The organism is Halobaculum saliterrae, from assembly GCF_009831625.1.
Taxonomy (GTDB): Archaea; Halobacteriota; Halobacteria; order Halobacteriales; family Haloferacaceae; genus Halobaculum; species Halobaculum saliterrae.
This window is the reverse complement of record NZ_WUUS01000004.1, coordinates 248,138-274,912: the sequence shown is the minus strand read 5'-3', so window position 1 is coordinate 274,912 and position 26,775 is coordinate 248,138. Positions and strand designations below refer to the sequence as shown.

The following is a 26,775-nucleotide window of genomic DNA, read 5'->3' as shown; positions in this document are numbered from 1 at the left end:
ACGGCTCGGGGACCGCTCCGCCGTGATCCGAGCCGTTCGCTTCGCTCACGGCTCGCCGTCCCCCCACCGGACGTCGTCGTACGTCCGCAGGTGCTCCGCGCCGAACCGTTCCTCGAACTTCCGCCGTAGCGCCTCCGTCTCGCCGACGCCGATCCGGGCCAGCTCGTCGGCCTTCGCGACCGGCGTCGGCGGCCCGGCCTCGGCGGCGACCTCCGAGACGACCTGTCGGGTGAGCCGCTCGCGCGTCTCCGGGTCGCCCGTGAACGCGGCCGGCGCCTCCACCTTGAACAGCACGTCCTCGCGGGGCTCGTACACGTGCATGTACGTCACCTCGTACCGCTCGGGCGCCGCCGCGCGCTCGACGCCGAGCGCGTCCCCGTCGCTCGCCAGCGGCGCGTCGGAGCCGCCCCGCGACCGCAGCCACGAGGTGAACGTGATCGCGTCGTCCGCGCGGTCGCCGTCGGGACGGCGCTCCAGCAGTCGGGTGAACAGCGCGGCGTCGTCGGGCCACGGCGCCTCGACGCCCTTGCGGTCGAGCGTCCGGGTGACGTACCCCGAGGTCGGGTTCTTCACGAACCCCAGCACGGGCACGCCGCGCTCGATGCACGACTCCACGAGCCGGACGTACGTCCGGACGGCCTCCCGTACCGTCTCGCCGTGGGCGACCTCGCGGAGCTCGCTGTCGCGGGTTGCCCAGTTCAACAGGCGTTTCGGGTACAGGGGGCCGTCAAGCACGAGCAGGTCCGACACCTCGCCGCGTTCGAGGTGCTTGCGGGCGTGGTGTGACTCCGCCAGCGACAGCGCCAGCTCGTGAACCATCTCGTCTGCGAACCGACGGCTCCGGGGCACCTTCAGCACTCGCCGCTCGGAGTTGCCGTCGTCGTACGGCATCCAGCCGTCGGGCACGTCGGGGAAGAACACCGTCGCGTCGTTGGCGTGGACGGTGACGACGATGGAGCGCGCGCGGTGGAGGTCGAGGTCGGTCGGCTCGGCGCCCATCGCCGCCTGCGCCACGTCGACCACGAGGCCGTTCTTGAACGAGGTGGGGTTCAGCGTGCCGGAGTCGACGCCGTGACTCGTCTCGAACGGCCGGTCCGCGAGCGCGGCGTCCTCGACGGGCGTCCGTCGGAGTTCGTGGTCGCCCAACGCCTCCAGCACCACCCGGCCGTCGTCGTGGAGCGGGTCGAGCCACTCAGTCCACGCCGTGCCCGCGAGGTCGTCGTGGTCGGCGTCGTCGACCCCGTCCGCGATGGCCGAGGCGAGGTACGCGATGGTGTCGACGTGTACGGGGTCCAGCGTCACGCCCGAACGCGGGCGCCGGCGGCGCAAAAGCGGTGCGGTCGGCGGCGCGTCCGACGGCGTCATCGGCCGCGGCGCTGCCGGCGGACGCCCGCCAGTCGCGGGTGCACGCGTGGGTCTGCCGCCGTGTCGGCGTCGCCGTCTTCATACCCCCCCGTGCCCACCTCCCGGTCGTGATACGCGCGGTCGGATTCGACCTCGACGACACGCTCGCCGTCCCCGAGCGCTCGCGGGCCCGGCTGCTCGCGGACGCCCTCGACGCCGGCGGCGCCCCGGAGTTGATCGACATCGTCGACCGGGCGGCGTACCTCGACGCCCACGCCAACCACCGGACTGCGGACAGCAGGATCCCCGTCTTCGCGGAACTGCTCGACCCTCTCGACGCCGAGGCGGACCCCGTCGACCTCGCGGACGCCTACCGCGAGGCGGTGACCTCCGCGCTCGTCCCGGTGCCCGGCGTTCGCGACCTCGTCGCGGACCTGCGCGGGACGTACCGCGTCGGCCTGCTCACCAACGGCCCGGTGCGCGCGCAGTCGGCGAAGCTGGACTACCTCGGCTGGTGGGACGCGTTCGACACCGTCCACATCTCCGGCGAGCTCCCGGCCGGAAAGCCCGACGGGCGCGCGTTCGCGGCGCTGCTCGACGGACTCGGGAGCGACCCGGCGGAGACGGCGTTCGTCGGCGACCACCCCGAGGAGGACATGCGGGGCGCCGCCGACGCGGGACTGCGGACCGTCCACGTCCTCGGCGAGGACGACGACCCCGCGCCGGAGGCGGACGCGACGGTCGCACGCGACCGGCTGGCCGCGGAGCTTCCGGGGATCCTTCGGAGCCTGTGAGAACCGTGGGCGGTTCGGGGGCCCGTCCGACCGGGTTACGCCGAGTTCCCGCTCACGACCGCACGGAACGCCGACAGCACCCGCTTCACCTGCGCGCCGTCCTCGACGAAGGCGACCGTTCGCGGCGGCTCGACGGCCTTCGGGCGGACGCGCAGTCCGGCGTCTTCAGCGGCCTCGGCGGCGACGTCGGGGGCGACGACGAACTCGACCCGCGCGCGGTCCGGGTGGACGTACACCTCCGCGAGGGGTCGTTCGGCGTCGTCGGCCTCGGGGCCCTCGTTGTCGTCCGATCCCTCGCCGCCACCGACCCGGACGCGATACGCGAGCGTTCCCTGCGTCGTCGGATCCACTCCGGGGTCCGCGTCGCTCACGTGCACGTCAGCGAGGACGCCGCCGTCGCCGACGAGTTCGGAGGCGAGCAGCTGCGCGAGACGGACGCCGTCCGTCGTCCGGTCGGCGACCATCACGCGCCCCCCGCCGCCGGCTCGTCGCGGTCGTTGTCTCCGCCGTCGGGAGCGGCGGCGGCGTCGCCGTCGCCGACGAGCAACTCCTCGCGCGCCGCGTCGGCGACGGCCTCCGCGTCGACGCCGCGTTCGCGGGCGACGAGCACCGCCGCCGTCTCGAGGGTCACGCCGACCTCGCGCTGCCGACGGTTCGCGGCGGCGACGGCCTCGCGCTTCTCCATCCCGTCGGCGACGATCGCGTCGATCGCCTTCTCGAAGGTCGACTGCTCCCGGAGGATCGACTCGTCGGGGACGAAGTCCGGCGGGACGTGGACCTCCGCGGGGTCGAACTCGGCCACGAGGTCGCCGCCCTCCTCCGTGAGCAGTCCCCGTCCCGTCGCGATGTCGACGAGGCGCTTCGCCTGATCCGGCGAGAACCAGTCGCGGTCCAGCGAGAGCGCGACGACGAACTCGCCCTCCCCCATCCGGTCGGTGCCAGCGCCGTGAAACGGAGCGGCCACGGCCGCCTCCAGCGTCATGCCCGTTCGGTTCGTCCCCCGGAACAAAAGCCGCCCGTTGGGCGACGCTCGATCGGACGGGAAGCGAGACGCTGAGAGACCGGGGAGAACGCGAGAAGGCCGTACGGGGACGGCTCGGACTACGCGAACGCGATCGAGTCGGCGGCGTCGGTCTCCTCGACCTGGGAGGTCTTCTCCCAGGCGCTGCGGAAGTCCGCCATCGTGATCTCCGTGCGGTCCTCGCGGATCGCGAACATGCCGGCCTCGGTGCAGACGGCCTTCACGTCCGCGCCGGAGGCGCCGTCGGTGAGCTCCGCCAGCGCCGCGAAGTCGACGTCGTCGGCGACGTTCATGTCGCGGGTGTGGATCTCGAAGATGAGCTCGCGCCCCTCGGGACCGGGCTTGGGCACCTCGATGAGGCGGTCGAACCGGCCCGGGCGGAGGATCGCGGGATCGAGCATGTCGAAGCGGTTCGTCGCCGCGATGATGCGGATCTCGCCGCGCTCGTCGAAGCCGTCCATCTCCGAGAGCAACTGCATCATCGTGCGCTGGACCTCGGCGTCGCCGGAGGTCTTCGAGTCCGTCCGCTTGGAGGCGATGGCGTCTATCTCGTCGATGAAGATGACCGCCGGCTCGTTCTCGCGAGCGACCTCGAACAGGTCGCGAACGAGTTTGGCGCCCTCGCCGATGAACTTGTGGACCAGCTCCGAGCCGGCCATCTTGATGAACGTCGCGTCCGTCTGGTTCGCGACGGCCTTCGCGAGCATCGTCTTGCCCGTGCCGGGCGGCCCGTGGAGCAGGACGCCGCTGGGCGGCTGGATGCCCACCTCGGTGAACATGCCGGGGTTCTTCAGCGGCATCTCGACGGTCTCGCGCACCTCGTTCATCTGCTCGTCGAGGCCGCCGATGTCCGCGTAGGTCACGTCCGGCGAGTGCTCGACCTGCATGACGCGGGCGCGCACGTCCGTCTCCTTCTCCAGTTTCTTGACCACCGACAGGGAGTTGTTGACGGCGACGCGGTCGTCGGGGTCGAGGTCCTCGCGCATCTCGTCGGTGACCTCGGTCAGCGCCTCCTGGTTGTTGCCATGCTGTTTGATCACGACGCCGTCGTCGGTCAGCTCCTGGACGGTCGCGACGAACAGCGGCGACTGCTTGAGCTTCTTGTTCTCGTGGGTGAGCCGCTCGAGCTTCTGCTGGTACTTGTTGTTCTCCGCGTTCGCGTCCAGGAGCTTGTCGCGCATCTCCTCGTTTTGCCCCTCGAGAACCTCGAGGCGCTCCTGGAGGGCCTCGATCTTCTCCTGCTGCGACGCCGCCTCCTCCTTGTAGGGGAGCTCGACGTCGTCAACGGTGTCAGTCATCGGCGAAGCTAGGGCGGTGAGTACCAAGAGACTTCGGGTCGGGGTGAGGATCGTGAGAATCGAATATCTGATGGTAATATTGAAAATAGAAACTATTAACAGATGGCATCACGTGGATCGGGACACCATGAGCGCATCCGACGCGGAGGGGGTCGTCGACGACGCCGCTATCGATCGATGGGAACGCGTTCGCGACCTGCCGCCGAGCGCGAAGCTGGTCGCGAAGGTGCTGGACTACGAGGACACGCTGAGCCAGAGCGAGCTCGCCGAGGAGACGCTCCTCCCGCCGCGGACCGTCCGCTACGCGCTGACTCGCCTCGAGGACGCGGACGCGGTCGAGTCGCGGTTCTCCTTCACCGACGCACGCAAGCGGCTCTACACGCTGGACCTGTAGGCGGCCACCGCCGGATCCCGCAGTCGTCCGCGTACGAGTTCCTTCATCCGTTCACGGCGTCGATTATCCGTTCACAGCGCCGATTGCTCCGTCACGTCCACCCCGTGGAGCAGCCCGGCGAGCGCCTCGATCCCGTCGACCAGCCGCGGGCTCGGCTGGTTCAACAGCGAGTCGTCGATCACGTGAACCGCGGGATCGATATCCCAGTCGCGGTCGGCGACCGCGTCGCGGTCGGGTTCGCGATCCGCGCCACACCAGTGAAGCACCGCGTGATCCGGATCCACGCGCTCGACCGTCGCGGCGTCGACCTCCCGCGAGCGCTCGCCCGCCGGGACGAACGGACAGCGGCCGCCCGCGGCGGCGACCGCGTCGGGAACCCAGTTGCCGGCGGCCATCGGGGGCTCGCCCCACTCCTCGGCGTAGACCACCGGGCGCTCCGCCGGGTCGTCGGGGACCGCCGCCCGAATCCGGTCGACACGGTCGCGCAGGTCGCTCGCAACCCGTTCGCCCGCGTCCCTGCGCCCGACCGCCGCTCCCACGTCCGCGACGTATTCGAACACGTCCGCCAATCGGGTGGGCTCGGCGTGAACGACCCTGAGTCCACGGTCCCGCAGCGCGTCGGCCGTCTCCCGCTGCAGCGGATCGCACGTCAACACGACCGTCGGCTCCAGCCCCTCGACCGCATCGAGGTCCGGGTTCGGCCAGCCGCCGACGACCGCCGCCCGCGATCCCGCGTCCGACCGATCGCCGGCGTGTGTCACCCCGACGAGCGCCTCGCTCGCGCCCAGCGCCGAGACCGTCGCCGTCGCGCTCGGCGCCAGCGAGACGACGCGCTCGGTCACCATCGCGGAACGTTCACCATCGTTAGGGCGTGAGACACGCTCGCATAAATAGCTCCCGTCGGGCGGTTTCGAGATCACGTGACGGCGTGGCACCGTCGTCGCCACACCGTTTGATTTTTATATCGATCACACATCTGTTGGGCACAGAGTCACCCGGGGTTTTTTGTATCCCCTTTCGGGCTCACGCCCCCTCAGACGCAATGAGCGAGAACACCCACACCCGCCGGCGACCCGCCGGGCGCGAACGAGGAACAGCACACGAACACCAGCAGGAGTCCGAGGAGGAGGCCCAGTCGGGCGACGAGCTCGTCTGCCCCGAGTGCTCGGGCAACGTCATCCAGGACGAGGAGCACGGCGAGACCGTCTGCGAGGAGTGCGGCCTCGTCATCGAGGAGGACTCCGTCGACCGCGGGCCCGAGTGGCGCGCGTTCGACGCCGCCGAGAAGGACCAGAAGTCCCGCGTCGGCGCCCCGACCACGAACACGATGCACGACAAGGGGCTGTCGACCAACATCGACTGGCGCGACCAGGACGCCTACGGCCGCTCGCTGGGCGCCCGCCAGCGCCAGAAGATGCGCCGCCTGCGCAAGTGGAACGAGCGGTTCCGCACGCGCGACTCGAAGGAGCGCAACCTGAAGCAGGCGCTCGGCGAGATCGACCGGATGGCCTCGGCGCTGGGGCTGCCGGACAACGTCCGCGAGACCGCCTCGGTCATCTACCGCCGAGCGCTCGACGAGGACCTCCTGCCCGGCCGCTCCATCGAGGGCGTCTCGACGTCCTGCGTGTACGCCGCCGCCCGCATGGCCGGCGTCCCGCGAAGCCTCGACGAGATCGCGGAGGTCTCCCGCGTCGGCAAGGACGAGGTCGCGCGCACGTACCGCTACGTCGTCCGCGAGCTGAAGCTGGAGGTGAAGCCCGCGGACCCCGAGCAGTACGTCCCCCGGTTCGCCTCCTCGCTGGAGCTCTCCGAGGAGTCGGAGATGCGCGCGAAGCAGCTCCTGAAGAACGCCAAGGAGAAGGGCGTCCACTCGGGCAAGTCGCCGGTCGGCCTCGCGGCCGCGGCCGTCTACGCCGCCGCGCTGCTCACGAACGAGAAGACGACGCAGGCGGCCGTCTCGGAGGTCGCTGACATCTCCGAGGTCACGATCCGCAACCGGTACCACGAGCTGCTCGAGGCCGAGGACGGCCTCGTCGCGTAGGCGGCTCGCCGAACGAGGGACCGGCGAACCGGCGACCCACGGCGGGGCCGGGATCGGCCGGAGCCGTCGAACGATCACGTACGGTTTTGCGTCCCGCCCACGTCCACCGTCCATGAGCGACGCGTTCTCCGTCGACCTCGACTCGTTCTCGCTGTGTGCGAGCACCGCGGACCTCGACGAGGAGCCGGCGGCCCGCGAACACGCCGACCTGATCGAGTTCCGGATGGACCTCGCGGACGACCCGCTCGACGCGCTTGCGGACTACGACGGCGACCCCCCGCTGCTCGTGACGAATCGGCCACACTGGGAGGGTGGAGAGACGGCGCCGTACGGTCGCCTAGACGCCCTCGCGGCGGCGGTCGAGCACGCCGCCGTCGCCGCCGTCGACGTGGAGTTGGCGACGCTGCGCGGGCGACCGGCTGGGACGAACGAGATCGACGCCGAGGGACTGCTCGACCGAGCCCGCGAACGCGACGCCGCGGTCGTCGCGTCGGTGCACGACTTCGACGGGACGCCCGCGCCGGCGACGCTCGACGGCCTGCTCCGTGCGGCGGCGGCCGCCGGCGACGTGGGGAAGCTCGCCGTCACCGCGCGGACGACCGGGGAGGCGCTCGACCTGCTGACGGCGACTCACCGGGCGACGATCCGCGGCGACCGCGTGGCGACGATGGCGATGGGCGAGGCGGGACGCCACACCCGCGCGGTCGCGCCGGTGTACGGATCGCGGCTCGGCTACGCCCCCGTCGACGCGGCCGACGCGACCGCGCCGGGCCAGTACGACCTCGCGACGCTGCGGCGGCTCGTCGACGACCTCTCGTGACCCAGTGAGCGCCGTCGGACCGCGGTCCTCCGCGAACACCCGTCGGACCGAGTCGGCCGGATCCGGAAGGGGACCCGTGGACGCGGCATCGACGGTCCGCTGACGTGGGACCGCCGCGGGGCGGACGGGCGTCTGACGTGGCGTGAGAACCTTCTTATCGGTCGCTTCGGTGTGTGGGGCCATGCAACGCCGACCCGTCGTCGCGGCGGCGCTGGCGGTGGTGCCCGCGCTCGGGCACGCGTACCTCCGGAAGTGGACCCGGGGGATCGCGTGGCTGTCGCTGTTGGTCGGAGCGGCGCTCGTGTTCGCGGGGCTGTCGGAGGGCGGGAGCGGCCGCTGGCTGTCGTCGGCGGGCGGTTCGACGGGAGCGTTCTCGACCGCGCCGGCCGGCCTCACGGCGTTCGCCGTCCCGGTGGGGGTCGTCATCGCGCTGTCGGCGGTCGACGCGTACGTCCTCGCGCGACGGGAGGGCCGGCGGGGCGTCCTCGCGTGCCCGCGGTGCGGCCGCGGCGTCGACCTGTCGCTGCGGTTCTGTTGGTACTGCGCGGTGGAGTTCGAGTACGTCGAACGGTAGGGGTGTCGCGGTGCGTGGTGAGGGCCGTCCGCCCGCACGGGGGCTTACTGCTCGATGATCGACTCCTCGACGGCCTCGCCGAAGTGGCGGGCCACGTCCTCGTAGTAGACGAGCACCTCGTCGCCCTCCGCGAGGTCGGTGACGGCCTTCCGCCCGCCGGTCGTCGCGACCTTCACCGTCTCGGCGTTCTGGATCAGCGTCTCGACGCGGTCGACCTCGCCGTCGTCGGTCTCGACCTCCGCCTGCACGCGGAACATGGGGCGCTTCTCGATCTTCACGCGGCCGACGACGGCCTCGCGGGTCCGCCCGTCGGTGTCGAGCACCTGCACCTCGTCGCCCGAGCGGAGCTCCGAGAGGTACTTCGTGCCGCCGTCGGGCGTGCGGACGTACGCGTGGACCGCGCCGGCGTTGACGCGGAACGGCCGGGAGGCGACGTACGGGGAGTCCGCGGTCTCGGCGTGGACGAAGAACAGCCCGCGCGACATCGACCCGACGAGCATCCCCTCGTCGTGGTCCATCATGGTGCCGGTGTCGACGCAGACGCGGTCGGCCGACCCCGTGCGCTCGACCGCCGTCACCGTCGCCGTCGTGAGATCGAGCGTCTCGCGGTCGGCCTCGTCGCGGACCTCCACCGTCTTGCGGATCTCGTCTGGGTCGTCCGTGTCCAGCAGGACGCCCTCCGCGCCGAGTTCCAGCGTCTCGAAGGCGGTACGCGCCTCCTCGGCGGTCGTCGCGCCGGCCACGAGGGTGGTGTCGTCGCCGATGCGGGCGATGAGGTTCTCGAGGGGAATGATCTCCCAGTTCTCGCTGGCGACGACGACGAACTCCGCGTCGCGGGCGGCGGACTCCGCGAACGCCTCGTACTCCTCGTCGAAGATGCGGACGAACGCGCCCTGCGCGCGGTCGTCGTCGCGCCGGAGCGTCGACAGGTCCGCGGAGCCCGAGAGGTCCGCGGGGAGGTCGACCGTGCCGTCGCCCTCGCCGTTCTTGCCGACGACGTAGGCGTCCGCGACCGCGTCGTCGCCGCCGGACTCGGCGTCGTCGATCACGTCGACGTCGGCGTCCGACAGGAACGCCGCGACGTTCACGTCGCCAAGCTCGCGCACCTTCGCCACGTCCCGCTCGTCGACGAGCACCCAGTCGACGCCGGCCTCGAGGCCCGCGGTGATCCGTTCGCGTCGCGTGTTCCAGTCGCCCACGTCGCCGTCGGCGCGGATCCAGACGGACCGCGTTCGTGTCATTGTCGGTCGCTATCGCGGACGGCGCTTGAAGTTGGCGGATACGGTGACGCCGCGGGACAACAGTCATGTCCGAGCGGGGACACCGCCCCGTGATGGCGGTCGTGTTCGACCTCGACGGCACGCTCTGTGTCGACGACCAGTCCCCCGCCGCGATGCTGTCGGCTGCGTGCGACCGGGTCGGGGTCGAGCCGTTCTGTGATGCCGACGAGTTCGTCGCGACGTGGACCAAGGTCGACGACGCCGACACCGAGGCGGGGTTCTACCGCGAGCAGTTCCGGATCGTCGCCGAGCGCCGCGCGGACGACCCGTCGGTCCCCGACCCCCACTCGCCCGTGCTGACGGAGCTCGCCGCCGCCTACGACGCCGAGCGCGACCACCGGCGGGTCTCGTTCGTCCCCGGCGCCGAGGTGGCCCTGGAGGCAGCGGTCGCCTCCGACCGGCCGGTCGGGCTCGTCACGAACGGGAGCCGCGAGACGCAAACGACGAAGCTGGCGGCCCTGGGGGTCCGCGACCGGTTCGACGCGTGTGTCTTCGCCGAGCCCGGCGGGCCCGCGAAGCCTGACCCGGAGCCGTTCGAGGCGGCGCTGGAGCGACTGGGCGTCGAGGCGGGCGAGACGACGGCCGTCGGCGACAGCCTCGACGCCGACATCGCCGGCGCGAACGCCCTCGGGATCGAGGCGGTCTGGTACCGCGGGGGGTCGGGTCGGCCGGTCCCCGGCGGCGGACCGTCGCCGGACCACACGATCGACGCGATGGCGGAGCTCGCCGAACTGATCTGAGCGCGCGACGACGGGCGTCCGACCCGCTACAGCCCGGACGCCGACAGCGCGTCCTCCGCGTCGGCGTCGTCGTGGACGACCGCCGACACCGCCGCGGTCATCGCCTCGGGGTCGTCGTGCTGGAAGATGGTGCGCCCCATCGAGACGCCGGCGGCGCCGGCGTCCATCGCGCCGCGCACGTTCTCCAGAGTCCGACGGTCGCCCGACGGGGACCCGCCGGCGATGATCACCGGCAGGCGGGTCGACTCGCAGACGTGCTCGAAGCTCGCGGCGTCGCCCGAGTACGCGGTCTTCACCAGGTCGGCGCCGCACTCCTCCGCCAGTCGGACGGCGTGCCCGAGGTACTCGGCGTCGTGCTCGGGGTCGTCGCCCTCCAGGTTCGCGCCGCGGGCGTACGCCATCGCGAGGACGGGGACGCCGTAGTCGCCGGCCTCCTCACACAGTTCCGAGAGGAACGTCATCTGGCCGGGCTCGTAGTCGGAGCCGACGTTGATGTGCATCGAGACGGCGTCGGCGCCCGCGCGGATGGCGGCCTTCACGGTTCCCGTGGGTCGTTTGTCGTTGTTCTCGGGACCGACCGACGTGGAGGCGTTCAGGTGGACGACGTAGCCCGCGCCGTTGAGGTTCGCGTGGACACGCGGGGCGATCCCCTTCTGGGTGAGCACCGCGTCTGCGCCGCCGCGCGTGACGGCGTCGATGGTGCCCTCGATGTCCTTCAGGCCCTTCACCGCGCCGAGGGTGATGCCGTGGTCCATCGGCACCATGAGGATTCGGTCGTCCGTGGAGATGCGATCCAGTCGTGCTGTGAGGCCGGCGTGTTCCATTGGTGTGGTATGGCGTGATCGGGCGTAAATGGCTTGCGAACGGGTCAATCGGAAGTACCTTCGGGTGTCGGCGTCCGTCGCCCGTACCCGTCGAGGGCTCCCCGCTTCAGTTCGCGCGCCTTCGTTTCGAGGCGGGCCGCGGTCTCCTCGGTCGGTTCGCCCCGCTCGTGACCCTCGGCGACGATGTCGACGAGCGCGGAGCCGACGATGATCCCGTCGGCGCCCGCCTCGACGATCGTCGCGGCCTGCTCGCCCGAGGAGATGCCGAACCCGACCGCCTTCGGCAGGTCCACGTCCGAGAGGCGCGCGAGCGACTCGCCCGTCCGGTCGGACACCGACGACGACGCCCCGGTGACGCCCAGTCGCGCCTGGACGTAGAGGTACCCGGAGGACACCTCGACCAGCCGCTCCAGCCGGTCCTCGTCGGTCGTCGGCGCGACGATGGAGATCAGGTGGAGGCCGAACTCGTCGCACGCCTCCCGGAGGGGCCCGGCCTCCTCGGCCGGGAGGTCGGGGACGACGAACCCGGCGACGCCGACCGAGGCCGCCTTCTCGACGAACGGGCGCGGCCCCTGCTCGTCCCCGTACTGGTAGATCAGGTTGTAGTACGTCATGCACACGAGCGGCACGTCGACGTCCACCTCCTCGACGAACTCGAAGAAGCGCGTCGGCGTCATGCCCGACTCCAGCGCGCGCACGACGGCGTTCTGGATCGTCGGCCCCTCGGCGATGGGCTCGGAGAAGGGGAGTCCGAGCTCGATCACGTCGGCGCCGCCCTCGGCGAGCGCCTCGACGTACGCCAGCGACGACTCGTAGTCCGGGTCGCCGACGGCGAGATAGGGGACGAACGCCGGGCCGTCGGCGAACGCGGCGGCGACACGGTCGGATGCTCCGTCGTCGCTCATCGCAGTCCCCCCTCGAACATCGACATGTCCGGCGCGTTCGGGATGTCCCGTTTCGTGGTCTCCTCGATGGCCGTGTCGAGGTCCTTGTCGCCGCGCCCGGAGACGTTGATCACCGTCACGTCGCCGAGTTCGTCGTGGTGCTCGTGGAGGTAGCCGAACGCGTGGGCCGTCTCCAGCGCCGGGATGATCCCCTCCTCCTGTGAGAGCCGGTGGAACCCCTCGAGGGCCGCGTCGTCGTCGACGTTCACCGGAGAGACGCGTCCCTCGTCGACGAGGTGCGCGAGCTCCGGTCCGACGCCGGCGTAGTCGAGCCCGGAGGAGACGGAGTGGCTCTCGACGATCTGGCCGTCGCCGTCCTGCAGGAGCTTCGTGCGCGCGCCGTGGAGCACGCCCTCGCTCCCGGTCGACAGCGACGCGGAGTTGGGCGCCACGCCCTCCTCGGCGTCGACCCCGAGCGAGGAGCCGCCGGCCTCGACGGCGAGAAGGTCGACCGCCTCGTCGCCGACGAAGTTGTGGAAGGTGCCCATCGTGTTCGACCCGCCGCCCGCGCAGGCGACGACCGAGTCGGGGAGGCCGCCGGTCCGGTCGATCACCTGTTCGCGTGCCTCCTCGGAGATGAGCGACTGGAAGTCCCGCACCATCCGCGGGAACGGGTGTGGACCGACGACGCTGCCGATGACGTAGTGGGTGTCCTCGACGTTCGTCGCCCAGTCGCGCATCGTCTCCGAGATCGCCTCCTTCAGCGTCCCTCGGCCCGTCGTCACCGGCGTCACCTCGCTGCCGTTGATCTTCATGCGGAAGACGTTCGGCCGCTGGCGGTTGATGTCGCGCTCGCCCATGTACACCTCGCAGGGCATGTCGAGGTGGGCCGCCGCCATCGCGGTCGCGGTGCCGTGTTGCCCGGCGCCGGTCTCGGCGATGATGCGCTCTTTCCCCATGTACTTCGCGAGCAGCACCTGCCCGAGCGCGTTGTTCAGCTTGTGTGCGCCGCCGTGGAGCAGGTCCTCGCGCTTGAGGTACACTTCGGTGTCGTAGCGCTCGGAGAGCCGATCCGCGCGCTGGAGCGGGGTCGGTCGTCCGCCGAACTCGCGGATGCGTCGGCGGAACTCGTCCATGAAGCCGTCCTCGTTGTTGAGGACGTATCGCTCGTAGGCGTCCGTCAGCTCCTCGATCGCCGGCATCAACGCCTCGGGAACGTACTGGCCCCCGTAGCGGCCGAACTTCCCGTCGCCGGCGGAGACGTGTTCCCCGTCGGACGGCTCACCGAACCCTGCGTCGCTGCTCATACGTCACCCTCCGTCTCCGCGGCCGTAAACCGCCGGGTATTGGCGGCGACGTCGCCGTCGGTGCCCGCCTCGTCGGCCCCCTCGGCGTCCATGATCGCCGACCCGATGAGCAGGCCGTCCGCGCCCGCCTCGCGCATTCGTCGCGCGTCCGCCGGCGTCGCGATCCCCGACTCCGCGATCAGCGTCACGCGGTCGGGCGCCTCCGGGGCGAGCGCCTCGAACGTCGAGAGGTCCACCTCCAGCCTCCCGAGATCGCGGTTGTTGACGCCGATCAGCTCCGCGCCCGCCGCCAGCGCCGCCGCGAGCTCCTCCCGGGTGTGCACCTCGACGAGCGGCTGGAACCCGCGGTCGCGCGCCGCCGTCACGAGGTCCGCGAGGTCGTCCTCGAGGAACCGGGCGATGAGCAGCACCACGTCCGCCTCGACGGCGTCCAGTTGGTCCTCGCGGACGAGGAAGTCCTTGCGCAGGACAGGGACGTCGACCGCCTCGCGCACCCGTCGGAGGTTCTCGACGGAGCCGTCGAAGTGCTCGGGCTCGGTCAGCACCGACAGCGCCGCCGCGCCGCCCTCGACCATCGCCTCCGCGAGGTCGACCGGGTCGTCGCGGCGCGTCCCGTCGGTCGTCGGACTCGTCGGCTTCACCTCGGCGATCACCGGCACCCGCCCGTCCGCCTCCGCGGCCGCGAACGCCGCCGGCAGCGATCGCGCGTCGACGGACGTCCGCCCGTCGGCGCCGGACCGCTCGGCCGCGGCCTCCAGAATGGAGCGCACGGCCGGCGCGAGGTCGTCGGATTGTGTGTTCATCTATGTACATCGGTGGGCTCTTTCGTTCAAAAGTGTTGCGTCGGTGGGGCAGGGGTGGATTCAAACGCCGTCGTCGCCTTCGATCCGATATGACAGCGGACACGGGCGCCGGCGTCGGCGACACCGGCGTGTTCGGACGCGAGTACGACGCGATCGACCGCGCGGTCGAACTGGGGACCGCGAGCGGACGGCTCATCTCCGTCACCCTCCCGGAGGCGCTCTCGGCGGACGCCGCCGCCGACCACGCGCTGTTGGACCGAATTCAGGAGTACCTCGACGGCGCCGAGGACGACTTCGCCGACGTCGAGATCGCCCTCACCGTCCCGACCGATCAGCGGTCGGTACTGGAGTCGGTTCGGAACGTCCCCTACGGCGAGTCGGTCGACCTCGCGCGGATCGCGAGGATGACCGCGGGGCTCGATCACGAGGAGGAGACGGACCTCCAACTCGCGCGGGAGGCGTTGCGCGCGAATCCGCTCCCGATCGTCGTCCCGGATCACCGGGTCCGCGACGCCGCGGGGGCGACGCCCGAGGCGACGGCCGCCCGGCTCAGGGAGATAGAGGGAGTCAGGTCGTTCTGACCGCGAAGGGGGCGTCAGTCGGACTGTTGACCGGGCCGGCGAGCGTGGCGTTAGCGGCCGTACGCCCGGACGAGGTAGTAGGCGAGGGCGATGAGGAACAGCGCCTCCCCGGCGGTTTCGAGGGGGCCGAGACCCACCTCGACGCCGCCGATCTTCGCGCCCGCCGCGAGCGCGAACAGCCCGGCGTTCGAGAGCGCGCCGGCCTCGGTGGGCGCGCTGTGGAGCCACATCGTCCGCTGACTCGCGAGGACGCCGACCGCCAGCATCGCCGCCCCGACCGCCATGTCCGCGGGGACCAGCCCACGGACCCACCCGCTGACGCCGACGAAGACGGCGGCACAGGCGAGGAACACCGCCGCCCAGGCCGACAGGTCGACGCCACGGTTCGAAACGTGCATACCGCATGACGGGAGCGGGATCGACGTAAGTGCGACGGGTGCGTCTGCCGTCCGTCGGTCGCGCGTCCAACGCCGGTGCCGGCGCCGTCGCTGCCGCGTTCGGATGAGGTTCCCGCGGGCAGGCGCGGACTCGGGCCCGGGACCCGGCGGTCCGAGCCGTCGGGTCGGTCCACCTCGGCCCCGGCGGCCGTGTTCCACGTGCGACCGCGTTCGGTCAGCACACGGGGGCGCGTGGGTACCCGTGAGAGACGCTTACCGACGGGCGCGGGCGGGTCCGGCGCCGAGCGTGGCCGGGTCGAACTCGTGGACGACGAGCGTGACCGCGTTGACGACGTAGTGTGCGACGGCGACGAGCGCGAAGCTCCCGGTGAGCACGAACGCCCCCGCGAGAACGAACCCCAGCACGCCCGTGGCGACGATCCCGGCGCGACCCTGGGCGCCGTGCCCGAGCGCGAACGCGACCGAGGAGGCGCCCGCCAGCAGCCACGGCCACGGGTCGGTCCCGAGGACCGCCGCCGGGAGCCACGCCGGCGCGTCGAGCCCGACAGAGAGCGCACCCACCAGCGCCGCACGAAAGAGGAACTCCTCGAACAGCGCGACCGTCGGCAACACCGCGAGCAGGAGCACCGCCCACCCGAGGGCGGTGTCGGGCGCGAGTGCGCCCCGGAGCGACTCGTTCACCTCGATCCCGACACGTTCCGCGAGGCGGCCGGCCGCCTCGCTGGCGAGCCACAGCGTCGCCCCGAGGCCGGCCCCGAGTGCCACGTCCGTCGCCGTCGCGGGCGGCACGAGCCCGAGCGCCGCCGCCGGCACCCCGGCCCACACCGCGGCGGCGACGAGCATCGCGCCGAACAGCCCCTGGGAGAGCGCGACGTTCGCGAGCAGTGCGCCCGGCGACATCGACGCCTCCGCTCCACCGGCGGCGACGGGGCTACGCTCCGGCGTGGAGAGCGTCGGGGCGGTGTCGTATGCCGGGTGGGACGGCGACGGCGCCGCGGGTGCCGCGTCCTCCGGGGCCCATCGGGAGTCGCCGCCGTCGCCGCCGACCCGCTCGCGGCGGTCGGGCTGTGGGGTCGAGGAGAACTGCGCCGCGGAAAGCCGCGCGAGGCCGAGCAACAGGAGGAGGACGACGCCCGTCAGGCCGGCGAACGCCGTCCAGCGCGTCACGTCGGGTCGCTACTGCGGGCTGGGGCTGGTCGGGCCGGCGCCGGCGCCCTCGCCCGTCTTCTCCAGCGCGGAGCCGGTGATGCTCTTGAGCCGGGCGACCAGCGAGTCCTTCTCGGGCTCGCCCTCCAGCGCGATGTCGAGCACCTCCGAGATGTGCGAGACCGGGATGATCTCCACCATCTCCTGGTACTCGTCCTCGATCATCACGTCCTGCTCGTTCGCCTTCGGGATGATGACGCGGTCGCAGCCGGACTTGGCGGCCGCCTCGATCTTGTGGGTGACGCCGCCGACCGGAAGCACGTCGCCCCGGACCGACAGCGACCCCGTCATCGCGAGGCTCTGGTCGACGCCGACGTTCTCCAGCGCCGAGATGACGGCCGTGGCGACCGTGATCGACGCCGAGTCGCCGTCGACGCCCTGCTGGCCCGTCTGGACGAACTGGATGTGGATGTCCTTCTCGGTGATGTCCTCGTCGGAGAACTTCTTGATGATCGCCGAGACGTTCTGGACGGCCTCCTCGGCCATCTCCTGGAGCTGCCCCGTGGCGATCACCTGTCCCGGCCCCTGCGAGGGGGTGACCTCGGCCATGACCGGGAGCATGATACCCGAGTCCTCGCCCATGACGGCGAGGCCGTTCACGCGGCCGACCTGGAAGCCGTCGGCGACCTGCAGCTCGTAGTCCTTGCGGCGTTCGATGTAGTCGTCGGCGAGCTGCTGTTCGATCGAGCGCGAGCGCCCCTTCGCCTGCAGCACGTGGTCGCGGGTGACGACCTCGGCGTCCTCGCCGCGGGCGATGTCGCCCGAGACGCGGACGAGCCCGCCGAGGTTCCGCAGCTTCAGCGTGAGGTGTCCCTTCCGGCCCGCGCGACGGCGCGCCTCGAGGATGAGCTCCTCGATGGCCTCGTCGGCGAACGCCGGGAGGCGACCGTCCTTGGCCACCTCCTGGGCGACGAAGCGGGCGTACTTGCGCCGCATCTCGGGGGTGTCGTCGATGGTGTCGTCCATGTACACCTCGTAGCCGTACCCCTTGATGCGCGAGCGCAGCGCCGGGTGCATGTTCTCCATCGCGTCGAGGTTCCCCGCCGCGATCATGATGAAGTCCGTCGGCACCGGCTCCGTCTGGACCATCGCTCCCGAGGAGCGCTCGGACTGCCCGGTGATAGAGAACTCGCCCTCCTGGATCGCGGTCATCAGCTTCTGCTGGGACCGGATGTCGAGGGTGTTGATCTCGTCGACGAACAGGACGCCCTTGTTCGATTTGTGGATGGCGCCGGCCTCGACGCGGTCGTGGCTCGGCGTCTCCATCCCGCCCGACTGGAACGGGTCGTGGCGAACGTCGCCCAGCAGCGCGCCGGCGTGGGCGCCGGTGGCGTCCTCGAACGGCGCCGACTGCTCGTCGGCGTTGTTGACGAGGAGGTTCGGGATCATCGAGTCCGAGCCCCGGGAGCCGTACCGGAACGCGAGGTAGATGATACCGGCCGCGAGGATGCCGAGCAGGATGTTGCTCACGACGAGCAGCGAGTAGCCCAGCACCACCGCGATGATGATCCACATGAGGAAGCTGCGCATCTGGTTGCGCTTCCGGGCCTCCTCCTTGTGGGCCTCGACGATCTGTTCGCCCTTGCCCGCCGGCACAGTCCGCACCTTGGGATTGTTGCCGTCGTCGGGGTTGTGATACACGAGCACGTCCTGTAGCTCCTCCTTCGGGAGCAGTTCGGACATCGCCTTCGCGAGCATCGATTTGCCCGTCCCGGGCGAGCCGATCATCATGACGTGGCGCCGCTGTTTGGCCGCCTTCATGACCACGTCGCGGGCGTGCTCCTGTCCGATCACCTGGTCGACCAGACGATCGGGGACCTCGATGTCGTCGGTCGAGTCGATCCTGAGGCCGCCGAGGAGGTGGTCCTCCGCGATCTCCTCGTCGATCTCGGCGTCGATCTCGACGTCGCTCCCGAGGTCGTCGATGTCCGCCTCCTGTTCGGAGGGATCGTTGGAGGCGCCCACCGACCGACCGCCGGTCGTTCCGCCGGACCTCCCGCCGCCGGTCCCGTTCGAGTCGGGACCGCCGCCGTCGGGGGCGTCCTCCGGATCCAGGACATCACCGCCGTCCCGGCTGTCGTTTCGATCGTTGCTCATAGAATCGTCGCTACCGATAAACAGGGTCCGTCGATTCATATACTTTCTCCCCCTGTGAGTCCCGCCCGCCCGAACGGGAACCGGCAACAGAGGCCCTGATGACGCCGTTCGATGGCATCCGCGCCTCTCGCCGGGCTTTTAAACTCGCCACGAGATACGTCCACGCATGCGGGGGTTCTACATCGGGCGGTTCCAGCCGTACCACAACGGCCATCACCACATGGTCGAGGAGATCGCCGACGAGGTGGACGAGATCGTTCTCGGCATCGGCTCGGCGGGCGACTCGCACACCCGTCGCAACCCGTTCACCGCCGGCGAGCGCGTCATGATGGTGACGAAGGCGTTGGGGGATCTGGACGTGACGACGTACGTGGTTCCGATCGAGGACCTCGAGCGCAACTCCGTGTGGGTGAGCCACGTCCAGTCGATGTCGCCGAAGTTCGACGTGGCGTACTCCAACAACCCGCTCGTGGTCCGACTGTTCGAGGAGGCCGGCGTCGAGGTTCGCTCGTCGCCGATGTTCCGACGCGAGGTGTTGGAGGGCAGCGAGCTCCGCCAGCGCATGATCCGCGGCGACGGCTGGAAGGGGCTCGTCCCCGACGAGGTCGCCGGGACGATCGAGGAGATCGACGGCGTCGACCGCATCCGACAGGTGGCCTCCTCGGACGCCAACGGCGCGAACGACGGCGTACCGACCGACCGCGACGCGGCCCCCGACCCGGAGTGATCCACCCGTGTTGACGCTCGCATCCGACTTCGGCAGCCCGTACCCCGCCGCGATGAAGGGAGTGCTCCGCTCGCGCGGCGTGACCGACCTCGTCGACGTCACGCACGACCTCCCGCAGGGCGACCCCCGCGCGGCCGCCTTCTGGCTGCGCTTCGTCCTCCCGGAGTTCCCGCCCGGTGTCCACCTCGTCGTCGTCGACCCCGGCGTCGGCACCGACCGCGCGGCAGTCTGCGTTCGCGCGGGCGATCACGCGCTCGTCGGCCCGGACAACGGTTGTCTCCTCCCGCCCGCGAGGGCGCTGGCGGCGGCCGACGACGGCGATACCGACGGGGGGATCGAGGTGTTCGCGGTCGACGACGACGACCCCAGGTCCAGCACCTTCCACGGACGGGACGTGTTCGCGCCGACCGCCGCCCGCGTCCACGAGGCCGGCGTCGACGCGATCGAGTCGCTTGAGGGCCTCTCGCGGACCGACGAGTACGACGACTACGCGCTTCCCGAGGCGTGGGTGGAGGCCGAGACGGCCGCCGGGGAGGTGCTCGTCGTCGACGACTTCGGCAACGCGATCACCAACGTCCCCGGCTCGTTCCTCGACGGACGCGTCGGCGAGACCATCGCCGTCGAGACGGCCGCAGGGACCCGGGAGGTGCCGGTCGTCGAGACGTTCGCCGACGTGGACAAACACGACCCGTTGGTCACCGTCGGCAGCCACGGCTTCGTGGAGTGCGACGCGAACCAGGGACGCGGGGACGAGGCGTTCGACCTGGCGCCGGGGCGGGCCGTGACGCTCTCGTTCGAGGAGGCCATCGCGGCGACGGTGCCGACGGCCTGACCCATGGGCGTCGTCTCCGCCGCCGCCGCGGTCGCCGCGATGAACCTCGTCGGCCTGCTTGCGTTCGCCGTCGCGGGCTCGCTCAAGGGCGCCGACGCGGACCTCGACCCCTTCGGCGTCGCGACCCTCGGCGTCCTCACCGCGCTCGGCGGCGGCACAATCCGGGACGTGCTCGTCGGACGCGTCCCCGCCGCGCTTCGCTCGACCGGCGACGTGCTCGTCGTCCTCGCGGGCGTCGGCGTCGGCCTCCTCGTCGCGTGGGCGCTGACCGGAGGAACGGGCCGCGTCCGCGATCACTCGGCGTTCCTCGTCGCCGACGCGGTCGGGCTCGCGGCGTTCGCCGCCTCGGGCGCGGCCGTCGGCGCCGACGCCGGCCTCTCGGCGTTCGGCGTCGTCGTCACCGCGACGCTCACCGGCGTCGGCGGCGGTTCGCTGTCTGACCTGCTGCTCACGCGGACGCCGGTCGTGCTCCGCGAGGACTTCTACGCGACGCCCGCGCTGCTCGGCGGCGCCGCCTACGTCGTCGCCGCGGCGGCCGGCGTTCGGGGCGCGACGGCGACGCTCGGGGTCGCAGTCGGCGTGTTCGTCCTCCGGGTCGTCGCGGTTCGGCGCGGGTGGTCGCTGCCGACCGTCTGACTCGGGGGTCGTCCGATCGACTTGACGCGAGACGGGGAACGGTCGCGCGCGAGTCGTGTGTGGGTCGAGGGCCGAACGTCCGCCGAACGTACCTGACCGCCCGGGGTGTCGGGCGCAACTGGAGACTGCAACACTCAAGTCGAGCGCGTCGTTGGGAACTGGTAGATGCTGGAGTTAGAGCACGGGTTCCGTGTGGTCGACGTGCACGCCCGCCTCGACCCCGACGACGGAGCCGTCGTCGCCTCTCGGGGGCGCGACATCTCCCCCGAGCGACTCCAGCGCGAGATGCACCAGGCGGGCGTCGTGCTGTCGGCCGTCTCCCCGGGGCCGCGCCCGGCGGGCGAGGGGTACCTCCGCGCGAACAACGCCGTCGCGCGCCTCTCGGTCGATCGACCGTTCCGCGCGATGGCGCGGCTGAACGGTCCCCGCGATCCCGGCGACTCCGCGGTCTCCAGGCTGCGCAACCTCGCCGCCGCCCCGGCGGATCACCACACCGACCCCGGCGACGTCGAGCAGTACGCCTACGACAGCCGCCTCCACGGCTTCGTGCTCGACCCGATCAACGACGGACTTCCCACGGAGGCGACGCTCGACCAGATCGCGGCCGCCGGCGAACCTGTGCTCGTCCACGCCGGGCGCGGCTATCCGCCCGACGTGGTCGCCGAGACGGTGCTGTCGTACGACTTTCCGACGATCCTCTCGTCGTTCGGCGGCTACCCCCTCGACCGGGCGCTGATGGACGAGGCGCTGGAGCTGTTGGACTCCTACGACGACCTGTACCTCGACACCGCGTTCGTGCGGTTCCGGGACGTTCTCGAACGCGGACTGCTGGAACACCCCGATCGCGTCCTGTTCGGCTCGGGCGCGCCCGACACGCACCCGGACGTGGGCGTGATGGAGGTGCTCACGCTCGACGTGCCCGAGGACCTGCTCGACCGCGCGCTCTCGAAGAACGCCGCGCGCGTCATCGAGGGACTGGCGCCCGGCGCCGACGCCTGACTCCGCACCGACCGTCCGGTCCGACCCCGCATCGATCGCCTAGTCCGTTCGCCGGTCGTACCGCGCGACGGCCCGGTCGGCGCGCGCGGTGACCCCGTTGGGATTTCGCTTCGGGGAGCGGTCGCGCGCGCGGGCGACGAGGCCGTCGGACGCACCCGTGGAGATACCCCCGACCACGTCGCGTCCGTTCCGCGCCCACGAGGTCGGAGTCGCGTCGCCGCCGAGGACGTCGCGCATCGCGTCCGCGGCGTCGCCGACGGCGTGGCCGATCGTTCGGCGGAGCACCGTCGGACGGAGCCCGTAGTTCTTCGTGAGCCGGTACGCGAGCGCCCGGTACTTCCACCCGAGGTCGCGGCGCTCGATCCCCCCGTCTGTGGCCTCCGTGGGGCGTCTGGCCGCGACGTCGCCCCGCCAGGTCACGTCCACGTCCATCCCGGCGAGGCGGTGGGCGGCGTCGCGGGCGCCGCCGGTCTCGAGGTACTCGTCGAAGCCGTCCAACTCCTCCAGGACGTGCCGCGCGAAGACGACGTTGCGGCCGTTGAAGTACGACACTTCCCGGTCGGCGATCCGACGACGCTCGAGCCCGTCGCTGGTCGCGCCGCCGCGCACCGTCCGGCGCAGGGGTCCGGTGACGACCGACGCGCCCCGGGCGAACGCCTCCTCGACCGCCTCGCGCCACCCCGGCTCGAGTTCGTGGTCGTAGCCGAGGAACGCGATCGCGTCCCCGTTCGCCACCTCGAGGCCCGCGTTGCGGGCGACGTTCACGTTGCGCGCCGCGATCTCGACGAGGACGTCCACGTCGTCGCGGTCGCGCACCATCCCGGTCGTCCCGTCGGCGGAGGGACCGTTCACGACGATCACCTCCACGTTCGGCGCGACGGCCGACAGGGCGTCGAGGGCCGTCGCCAGCCTGTCCCGACCGTTGAGCGTCGGGACGACGACCGAGATCTCCATAGCCGGAGATAGGCGGTCGGAGACTTAAAAGAGGGGTTTCGCGCCGGGGTCGAGCCGAACGCACAGCGGACGACGGCGCCCTCGAGGGCCCGCGGTGGCGTTCGAACGGTCTGCGGTTCAGGTGGACGGTCGACCGGTCAGCGGTTCAGGTAGTAGACCTGCTTGCGCGCGTCCTTGAACGAGTAGCGCGAGCCGACGAGTCCCTGTTCCTCCAGCCGGTTGAGCGCGTAGCGCACGGTGCGGTCGGGCAGCAGCGACTCCTCGGCCAACTGGCCCTGCGAGAGCGGCGCATCGCCCTCGAGGACCTTGGCGACGAGCTTCGCGCTCGGGGGCAGATCCCTGAGGAGGTCGCGATACTCCGTGTCGGTGAGCGCGTCTGCGGCGTCCGGGTCCGCGGTACTGGTGCTCATACCCGTCCGAAGTCCGAGGGTGATGGTAAAGGTTGCCTCAATACAAGTGCAACCCCTCCATATCCCTTATACTCATTATAAGAAGCCGATCGTGAGGGGGTGGAAGGCGGCGCCGTCTCCCGATACTCGCGTCGACACGTGCGTCGGAGGCGACGCTATGGACCGACCGCGATGGCGCGGACGGGAGCGACGGGACGCGAACGACCAAGTGATCTCCGGACGAGTGTGCCGGCGTGATCCCCGAGTCACACGTCGACATCTTCGAGTCGGAGTCGTTCGCCCACCTCTCGACGGTCATGCCGGACGGCACCCCGCAGGTGACGCCGGTGTGGGTCGACCACGAGGACCGGGAGTACGTGCTCGTGAACACCGCCCGCGGGCGACGCAAGGAACGGAACGTTCGGAACAACCCGAAGGTCGGGCTCTCGGTCACCGACCCCGACGACCCGTACCGCTACGTGTCCGTGATGGGCGAGGCCGAGCTCACCGAGGAGGGGGCCGTCGAACACATCGACGAGCTGGCCCGACGGTACTTCGACGTCGACGAGTACCCGCATCACGGCGAGGAGTCCGGACCGCGTGTCATCGTTCGTATCCCGACGGAGCGGATCGTCACCAGCGGGTGATCGATCCGGCAACCGCGGCCGGATGCCCAACGGGAACCGGGGACGGGCGAGGTCAGCCGACGGCGTCCCGGTCGTCGGGCTATCAGTATCGTTTTACCGCTCGCCCGAGCAGTCGAGTGTAGTGTGAAGGGCCAGGAGTGGTACCAGGCCGACTCGGTCGCCGAGGAGTACGACGACAAGCGGTTCTCGAAGGGCGGGCGGCTCATCGACCGCCGCGAGAAGCGCGCCGTGCTCGAGGCGCTCGGGCCGGTCGAGGACGAGCGCGTGCTCGAGATCGCCTGCGGCACCGGCCGGTTCACCGTGATGCTCGCCGAGCGGGGCGCCGACATCGTCGGCCTCGACATCTCCGACGCGATGCTGGCGCAGGGCCGGGAGAAGGCCCGCCGCGCCGGCCTCGAGTCGACCGTCGAGTTCATGCGCGGCGACGCCGCCCGGCTGCCGTTCCCCGACGACCACTTCGACGCCGTGTTCGCGATGCGCTTCTTCCACCTCGCGGACACCCCGGCGAAGTTCCTCGCGGAGATGGCTCGCGTCTCCAAGGACGTCGTCTTCTTCGACACGTTCCGCGGGTCCTCGTTCCGCGTCCTGTACAACTGGGCGTTGCCGATGGGCTCGCGCCTGTACGGTCGCGAGGAGGTCGAGCGGCTCATCGACGGCGCCGGGTTGCGTCTCCGTCGTGCCGACCACGACTTCGTGTTCCCCTACGGCTTCTACCGCGAGGTCCCCAACGCGGTCGCCGACCCGTTCTGGTCGCTCGATGGGGCGGTCGGCTCGAACGCTCTGGGGGAGAAGCTCTCCTCCGTCTCCTACTGGACGACCGAGGTCTGACCCGCCGGATCGGCGGCGGCTCCGTCGTATCCGGTCACCACGTCGTCGGCCGTCGCCACGCACAGCTACCGCCGCTCGTCACTCGTTCGTCGGCACGGAGACGACCGGAACGGCGGTCGCGTCCCGCACGTTGCTCGCCAGGTTGGACGGGGAGAACAGCCGCTTGAGCCCGCTCCGGTCGGGCTCGGGGACGACGACGAGGTCCACGTCGTTGCCGTCGGCGTACAGGCCGATCTCCGCCGAGGGCGTGCCGTAGCGGAGCCGCTTGTGTACCGGTACGTCCGCCTTCCGACCGGCGTCGCCGACGGCGTCGAGCGCCGTCTCCGCCTCCTCCTCGCGCCGCTCGACGACCATGTCCCAGTGGTCCACCGACGCGTCCATCCGAACGACCGACAGCGCGTCCAACTCGGCGCCGTGTGCGGCGGCCAGCGAGACCGCCACGTCGCGTACCCGATCGTCCGTGTCGTCGTCGACCGCGAGAAGCACCCGGTCGAACGTGCCGGCCGCCGCGCCCGACCCGACCGCCCGCGTGTCCGCCGCGTCGATGCTCGAACTCGTAGTTGCCATTACTACACCAATAGGGCCCCATCACCAAATATTTGTCCATACATGCGCCGAATACAACGAAATCATCGACCGTTACAGACGAATAGCGTATGAATATCCATTACATTGTCGACGTTCGTGATGGATCGCGATCCGTCGCCGGCGGGGCGACAGGCGTGTGCGACGATCGACGGCAGGCAATGACAGCGAGAACACGGGACGAACACGGCCTGTCGCTGGGTGAGGACTGCGACCCTACACGGTAGAGACCGGTCGATCGGGTCCTCGGCCGGCCGATCGAACTCCTCCCCCGTCGGAACGACGGTCGGTCAGAAGATGTTCGCCTGTCGGTACACGGAGATGCCGTCGTTCATGATCTCGTAGGGCTTCGTCTCGCGCGAGTGGTTCGCGTCGCGGATCTTCTGTATCTCGACGGCGAGGCGGGTCTCACGGAAGTCCGACGGGCGGACGTACTGGAGGACGAACACGGCGTCGGTGAGGTACTCGACGATGCCGTGGCGGGAGGCGTAGGCGTTCTCCTGGGAGGCCTCGCTCGTCAGCATCGTCGTCACGCCGGCCTGTTTCAGCGAGCGGGCGAAGTCGAACACCTCCGAGCGCCGCTTGCTCGGGCTGTCGTACATCATCTCCAGCAGCGACACCGAGTCGAGGACGAGCCTGTCGGCCCCGAAGTCGGTGATCAGCCGGGAGATGTCGTCCCGGATGGAGTCCAGCGAGTTCGCCATCTCGATGGGGTCCATGGCGATGACTGCGAGCCGGTCCTCCTCGGCGTACCGCCGGTACTCCCACCCCTTCTCCTCGGCCGTCGAGAGGATCGCCTCCTTGGACTCCTCCAGCGTGATGTACACCGCGTCGCCGTCGTTCTCCAGCGCCTCGTTGAGGAACTGGAGCCCGAACGTCGTCTTCCCCGTCCCCGCGCTCCCGATGACCGCCATCAGCGACCGCTCGGGAACCCCGCCGAGGATCATCTCGTCGAGGCCCTCGATCCCGACGTCGATGCGGTCGATGTCGGAGTCGAACTCCTCCTCGTCGAACTCCGGGCCGCCCCCGAAGTCGTCGCCGCCGGCCCCGCCACCGAAGTTCCCGAAGCCGCCGCCGAAGTCGGCGCCGCCCCCTCCCGGCGCGCCGGCGTCCGGTCCGCCCGCTCCGGGCGACCGCTCCATCGCGGCGCCGAAGTCCTCACCGAACGGGTCGTTCGCCGGGCCGCCGTCGCCGTCGATGGGGTCGCGGCCGGCGGTCGCACCGTCCGCAGGCTCGCCGCTCGCGCCGCCGAACGGGTCGGCGTCGTCCGAGGTTGCCGGCGGGGTCGCCCGGTCGTCCTCCGCGTCCCCCGTCGGACGGTCCGGAGCTCCTCCGCCGTCGTCGACGCCGCCGTTTCCGTCGAGGCCGCCGAATCCGTCCCCATCGAACCCCTCGCCATCGAACCCGTCCTCACTGAACTCCTCGCCGCCGAACTCGTCTCCGTCGAAGCCGTCCCCGCCGAACTCGTCTCCGTCGAAGCCGTCCCCGCCGAACTCCCCGCCGCCGAACACGTCCTCGTCGGCGGGATCCGGCGTCTCAGTGTCGGCGGCCGCGTCCCCGACGTCCGTCCGTTCGGCGTCCGTCCCGGCGTCGCTATCGTCCGTCCGATCCTCGTCCGGCCCCGTTTCCGCATCGCCGCCCTCCGCTTCCCCCCCGTCGTCCCGGTCGGCTTCACGGAGCGCGCGTTCGAACCAGTCGTCGTCGTCGCTCACGGTCGGTTCCCCCGGCGAATCCAACCGACTGGCGCCGGCCGCGGCGTGTCGTGGACGGCG

Annotated in this window: 30 protein-coding genes; 13 read left to right on the top strand and 17 right to left on the bottom strand. The window is 71.0% G+C overall.

Annotation, left to right across the window (positions count from 1 at the left end; all coding sequences use genetic code 11):
- Positions 1-45: 45 nt before the first annotated feature.
- Positions 46-1,302, bottom strand: a complete 1,257-nt coding sequence (locus GRX01_RS08140) for a DNA double-strand break repair nuclease NurA (RefSeq protein WP_321167974.1) — start codon at positions 1,300-1,302, stop codon at positions 46-48.
- Between the two features lie 170 nt (positions 1,303-1,472).
- Here GRX01_RS08140 and GRX01_RS08135 point away from each other — a divergent pair, with 170 nt between their 5' ends.
- Complete coding sequence (locus GRX01_RS08135; RefSeq protein ID WP_321167973.1) at positions 1,473-2,138, top strand: HAD family hydrolase; 666 nt, start codon at positions 1,473-1,475, stop codon at positions 2,136-2,138.
- Positions 2,139-2,173: 35 nt separating this feature from the next.
- On the opposite strand, the gene GRX01_RS08130 is transcribed toward GRX01_RS08135, so the two are convergent.
- The 3 genes from GRX01_RS08130 to pan1 form a co-directional block, all read right to left on the bottom strand.
- Positions 2,174-2,602 carry a hypothetical protein gene (locus tag GRX01_RS08130; protein WP_159665405.1) on the bottom strand — a complete coding sequence of 143 codons (429 nt, stop codon included), beginning with the start codon at positions 2,600-2,602 and terminating at the stop codon, positions 2,174-2,176.
- The gene (locus GRX01_RS08125) at positions 2,602-3,120 is read right to left on the bottom strand and encodes a DUF2240 family protein (RefSeq protein WP_159665403.1); all 519 of its coding nucleotides are present in this window, start codon (positions 3,118-3,120) and stop codon (positions 2,602-2,604) included. Before GRX01_RS08125 ends, GRX01_RS08130 begins: the two co-directional genes overlap by 1 nt.
- Before the next feature lie 119 nt (positions 3,121-3,239).
- The gene (pan1, locus tag GRX01_RS08120) at positions 3,240-4,457 is read right to left on the bottom strand and encodes a proteasome-activating nucleotidase Pan1 (RefSeq protein WP_159665401.1); all 1,218 of its coding nucleotides are present in this window, start codon (positions 4,455-4,457) and stop codon (positions 3,240-3,242) included.
- A 127-nt stretch (positions 4,458-4,584) separates the two neighbouring features.
- On the opposite strand from pan1, the gene GRX01_RS08115 reads away from it, so the two are divergent.
- Positions 4,585-4,851, top strand: coding sequence for a MarR family transcriptional regulator (locus GRX01_RS08115; protein WP_159665398.1), 267 nt, complete (start codon positions 4,585-4,587; stop codon positions 4,849-4,851).
- 71 nt (positions 4,852-4,922) lie between these two features.
- On the opposite strand, the gene GRX01_RS08110 is transcribed toward GRX01_RS08115, so the two are convergent.
- Complete coding sequence (locus tag GRX01_RS08110; RefSeq protein ID WP_159665395.1) at positions 4,923-5,696, bottom strand: helical backbone metal receptor; 774 nt, start codon at positions 5,694-5,696, stop codon at positions 4,923-4,925.
- 197 nt (positions 5,697-5,893) lie between these two features.
- Between GRX01_RS08110 and GRX01_RS08105 the strand changes: the two genes are divergently transcribed.
- The 3 genes from GRX01_RS08105 (at position 5,894) to GRX01_RS08095 (ending at position 8,286) form a co-directional block, all read left to right on the top strand.
- Positions 5,894-6,892 (top strand): transcription initiation factor IIB, encoded by a 999-nt coding sequence (locus GRX01_RS08105; RefSeq protein WP_159665392.1) that lies wholly within the window; start codon positions 5,894-5,896, stop codon positions 6,890-6,892.
- Positions 6,893-7,004: 112 nt separating this feature from the next.
- Positions 7,005-7,712: a type I 3-dehydroquinate dehydratase gene (locus GRX01_RS08100; protein WP_159665389.1), complete on the top strand. Its 708-nt coding sequence runs from the start codon at positions 7,005-7,007 to the stop codon at positions 7,710-7,712.
- A gap of 181 nt (positions 7,713-7,893) precedes the next feature.
- The gene (locus GRX01_RS08095) at positions 7,894-8,286 is read left to right on the top strand and encodes a DUF7575 domain-containing protein (RefSeq protein WP_159665386.1); all 393 of its coding nucleotides are present in this window, start codon (positions 7,894-7,896) and stop codon (positions 8,284-8,286) included.
- A 44-nt stretch (positions 8,287-8,330) separates the two neighbouring features.
- Here the strand turns inward: GRX01_RS08095 and GRX01_RS08090 are convergent, their stop codons facing one another.
- Positions 8,331-9,527 (bottom strand): 3-dehydroquinate synthase II, encoded by a 1,197-nt coding sequence (locus GRX01_RS08090; protein WP_159665383.1) that lies wholly within the window; start codon positions 9,525-9,527, stop codon positions 8,331-8,333.
- Between the two features lie 92 nt (positions 9,528-9,619).
- On the opposite strand from GRX01_RS08090, the gene GRX01_RS08085 reads away from it, so the two are divergent.
- Entirely contained in the window at positions 9,620-10,306 is a 687-nt protein-coding gene (locus GRX01_RS08085) for an HAD family hydrolase (protein WP_159665380.1), read from the top strand.
- A 26-nt stretch (positions 10,307-10,332) separates the two neighbouring features.
- On the opposite strand, the gene GRX01_RS08080 is transcribed toward GRX01_RS08085, so the two are convergent.
- The 4 genes from GRX01_RS08080 to trpC are packed head-to-tail and all read right to left on the bottom strand — an operon-like array spanning position 10,333 to position 14,124.
- On the bottom strand, positions 10,333-11,130 hold the full coding sequence (locus tag GRX01_RS08080) for a 2-amino-3,7-dideoxy-D-threo-hept-6-ulosonate synthase (protein WP_159665377.1): 798 nt from the start codon (positions 11,128-11,130) through the stop codon (positions 10,333-10,335).
- Between the two features lie 44 nt (positions 11,131-11,174).
- The gene (gene trpA, locus GRX01_RS08075) at positions 11,175-12,035 is read right to left on the bottom strand and encodes a tryptophan synthase subunit alpha (protein ID WP_159665374.1); all 861 of its coding nucleotides are present in this window, start codon (positions 12,033-12,035) and stop codon (positions 11,175-11,177) included.
- Entirely contained in the window at positions 12,032-13,321 is a 1,290-nt protein-coding gene (gene trpB, locus GRX01_RS08070; RefSeq protein WP_159665371.1) for a tryptophan synthase subunit beta, read from the bottom strand. Before trpB ends, trpA begins: the two co-directional genes overlap by 4 nt.
- A complete protein-coding gene (trpC, locus tag GRX01_RS08065; RefSeq protein WP_159665368.1) occupies positions 13,318-14,124 on the bottom strand; it encodes an indole-3-glycerol phosphate synthase in 807 nt (268 codons plus the stop codon). Before trpC ends, trpB begins: the two co-directional genes overlap by 4 nt.
- 89 nt (positions 14,125-14,213) lie before the next feature.
- Here trpC and GRX01_RS08060 point away from each other — a divergent pair, with 89 nt between their 5' ends.
- On the top strand, positions 14,214-14,705 hold the full coding sequence (locus GRX01_RS08060) for an MGMT family protein (protein WP_159665365.1): 492 nt from the start codon (positions 14,214-14,216) through the stop codon (positions 14,703-14,705).
- A gap of 50 nt (positions 14,706-14,755) precedes the next feature.
- Here GRX01_RS08060 and GRX01_RS08055 read toward each other — a convergent pair whose 3' ends face one another.
- From GRX01_RS08055 to lonB, 3 genes are all read right to left on the bottom strand, one after another.
- On the bottom strand, positions 14,756-15,103 hold the full coding sequence (locus GRX01_RS08055; RefSeq protein ID WP_159665362.1) for a hypothetical protein: 348 nt from the start codon (positions 15,101-15,103) through the stop codon (positions 14,756-14,758).
- 252 nt (positions 15,104-15,355) lie between these two features.
- A complete protein-coding gene (locus GRX01_RS08050; protein ID WP_321167972.1) occupies positions 15,356-16,270 on the bottom strand; it encodes a CPBP family intramembrane glutamic endopeptidase in 915 nt (304 codons plus the stop codon).
- Between the two features lie 9 nt (positions 16,271-16,279).
- Positions 16,280-18,406, bottom strand: a complete 2,127-nt coding sequence (gene lonB, locus GRX01_RS08045) for an ATP-dependent protease LonB (RefSeq protein WP_159665359.1) — start codon at positions 18,404-18,406, stop codon at positions 16,280-16,282.
- Positions 18,407-18,572: 166 nt separating this feature from the next.
- Here lonB and GRX01_RS08040 point away from each other — a divergent pair, with 166 nt between their 5' ends.
- The 4 genes from GRX01_RS08040 (at position 18,573) to GRX01_RS08025 (ending at position 21,600) form a co-directional block, all read left to right on the top strand.
- Complete coding sequence (locus GRX01_RS08040; RefSeq protein WP_159665356.1) at positions 18,573-19,133, top strand: nicotinamide-nucleotide adenylyltransferase; 561 nt, start codon at positions 18,573-18,575, stop codon at positions 19,131-19,133.
- A gap of 7 nt (positions 19,134-19,140) precedes the next feature.
- Positions 19,141-19,965, top strand: coding sequence for an SAM hydrolase/SAM-dependent halogenase family protein (locus GRX01_RS08035; protein ID WP_321167971.1), 825 nt, complete (start codon positions 19,141-19,143; stop codon positions 19,963-19,965).
- A gap of 3 nt (positions 19,966-19,968) precedes the next feature.
- On the top strand, positions 19,969-20,601 hold the full coding sequence (locus tag GRX01_RS08030) for a trimeric intracellular cation channel family protein (protein WP_159665353.1): 633 nt from the start codon (positions 19,969-19,971) through the stop codon (positions 20,599-20,601).
- A 165-nt stretch (positions 20,602-20,766) separates the two neighbouring features.
- The gene (locus GRX01_RS08025; protein ID WP_159665350.1) at positions 20,767-21,600 is read left to right on the top strand and encodes an amidohydrolase family protein; all 834 of its coding nucleotides are present in this window, start codon (positions 20,767-20,769) and stop codon (positions 21,598-21,600) included.
- A gap of 39 nt (positions 21,601-21,639) precedes the next feature.
- On the opposite strand, the gene GRX01_RS08020 is transcribed toward GRX01_RS08025, so the two are convergent.
- Both GRX01_RS08020 and GRX01_RS08015 read right to left on the bottom strand, forming a co-directional pair.
- Positions 21,640-22,554: a glycosyltransferase family 2 protein gene (locus tag GRX01_RS08020; RefSeq protein ID WP_159665348.1), complete on the bottom strand. Its 915-nt coding sequence runs from the start codon at positions 22,552-22,554 to the stop codon at positions 21,640-21,642.
- Positions 22,555-22,691: 137 nt separating this feature from the next.
- Positions 22,692-22,964 (bottom strand): MarR family transcriptional regulator, encoded by a 273-nt coding sequence (locus GRX01_RS08015; RefSeq protein WP_159665345.1) that lies wholly within the window; start codon positions 22,962-22,964, stop codon positions 22,692-22,694.
- Between the two features lie 233 nt (positions 22,965-23,197).
- Here GRX01_RS08015 and GRX01_RS08010 point away from each other — a divergent pair, with 233 nt between their 5' ends.
- Together GRX01_RS08010 and GRX01_RS08005 are read left to right on the top strand one after the other, a co-directional pair.
- Positions 23,198-23,590, top strand: coding sequence for a PPOX class F420-dependent oxidoreductase (locus GRX01_RS08010; RefSeq protein WP_321167970.1), 393 nt, complete (start codon positions 23,198-23,200; stop codon positions 23,588-23,590).
- Between the two features lie 123 nt (positions 23,591-23,713).
- Complete coding sequence (locus GRX01_RS08005) at positions 23,714-24,418, top strand: class I SAM-dependent methyltransferase (protein WP_321167969.1); 705 nt, start codon at positions 23,714-23,716, stop codon at positions 24,416-24,418.
- Between the two features lie 78 nt (positions 24,419-24,496).
- Here the strand turns inward: GRX01_RS08005 and GRX01_RS08000 are convergent, their stop codons facing one another.
- Entirely contained in the window at positions 24,497-24,985 is a 489-nt protein-coding gene (locus GRX01_RS08000; protein WP_159665342.1) for a universal stress protein, read from the bottom strand.
- 308 nt (positions 24,986-25,293) lie between these two features.
- Positions 25,294-26,715, bottom strand: a complete 1,422-nt coding sequence (locus tag GRX01_RS07995; RefSeq protein WP_321167968.1) for a KaiC domain-containing protein — start codon at positions 26,713-26,715, stop codon at positions 25,294-25,296.
- Positions 26,716-26,775: the final 60 nt, after the last annotated feature.